The sequence below is a fragment of the Globicatella sanguinis NBRC 15551 genome (assembly GCF_001552295.1).
GTDB classification, from domain to species: domain Bacteria; phylum Bacillota; class Bacilli; order Lactobacillales; family Aerococcaceae; genus Globicatella; species Globicatella sanguinis.
Genome location: NZ_BCQX01000234.1, coordinates 1 through 964 on the forward strand (window position 1 = coordinate 1; position 964 = coordinate 964).

A 964-nucleotide genomic window follows, 5' to 3' on the forward strand; every position below is an offset into this window, starting at 1 on the left:
GAGATTTGATGACCGGGCTATCAAGAACATTTCTATATAATCGATCAATCATGTTTAAAAGTTCGCTGTTAAAAAATATTTCTATGGCAATTTTTAGCAGATTGATTGAAATAGTTTTCAAAACTAGATAAAATATAGATGTAAATAGGATTTAGGAGGGATACCATGATTTTAGGAAATTTAAATAAAGCAAATCTATTGGTCATTATTTTTCTGTTTTTTGGGTCAGTATCAGTAGGATTTACCATGATTGGCGAGACTCATTATGCCATTATGTCGATTATTATTGGAGCAATCATCCACTTTTTTAATGGAGCGTATCAATACCAAGAAGATTTGGAAGAAGAAGAATTATCGTTTGCAATTGAATTGGATTCTTTAAGTAAAATGGTAACGTATGGATTGGCACCGAGCGTTTTGTTAGTGCAGATTACTAATCAAAGCGTGGTTTCGGTAATGGTAGCTGCTTTTTATTTACTAGCAGTAGCGACTCGAATTGCTCATTATAATCGGCCTTTGGAGCTTCAAGGTGAAGTAGAAGAAAGTTCTGTCTATGGTTTACCATTAGTGTCGATTGCGATGGTGTTACCATTATTATCAATTTTAACTTGGATAGCACCCACCGCCTTGGTGATGTATCTATGGATTTTAGCATTTGGATTATGTTTAGTGGGCTTTATATTAAAAATTGAACTCCCTAGAATTCCTGCTAATTTTATTTTTGCTATTTTAGCATTAGGGATCTTTGCATTGGGACTATTATTAATTCAAGGACCGATTAAATTTTAAACTAAGATTGGAATAAAGCTAAGGGCTGGATAGAAATGTATGATTTCTGACCAGCTTTTTTTGATGCTTGGATTGTGATATACAGTGTAGTAACCTAATAAATGTGGATTGAATCAGTAAGCGCATGATGGCGACAAAAGATAACAGTTGGTAGCTGGGAGTAGACCAGAAGTAG

General features: G+C 34.1%; 1 protein-coding gene. It reads left to right on the plus strand.

Annotated features, from left to right (window positions below; genetic code table 11):
• The first annotated feature begins 165 nt into the window (after positions 1 to 165).
• Positions 166 to 789 carry a CDP-alcohol phosphatidyltransferase family protein gene (locus GSA01S_RS10290; protein WP_066127336.1) on the plus strand — a complete coding sequence of 208 codons (624 nt, stop codon included), beginning with the start codon at positions 166 to 168 and terminating at the stop codon, positions 787 to 789.
• Positions 790 to 964 lie beyond the last annotated feature (175 nt).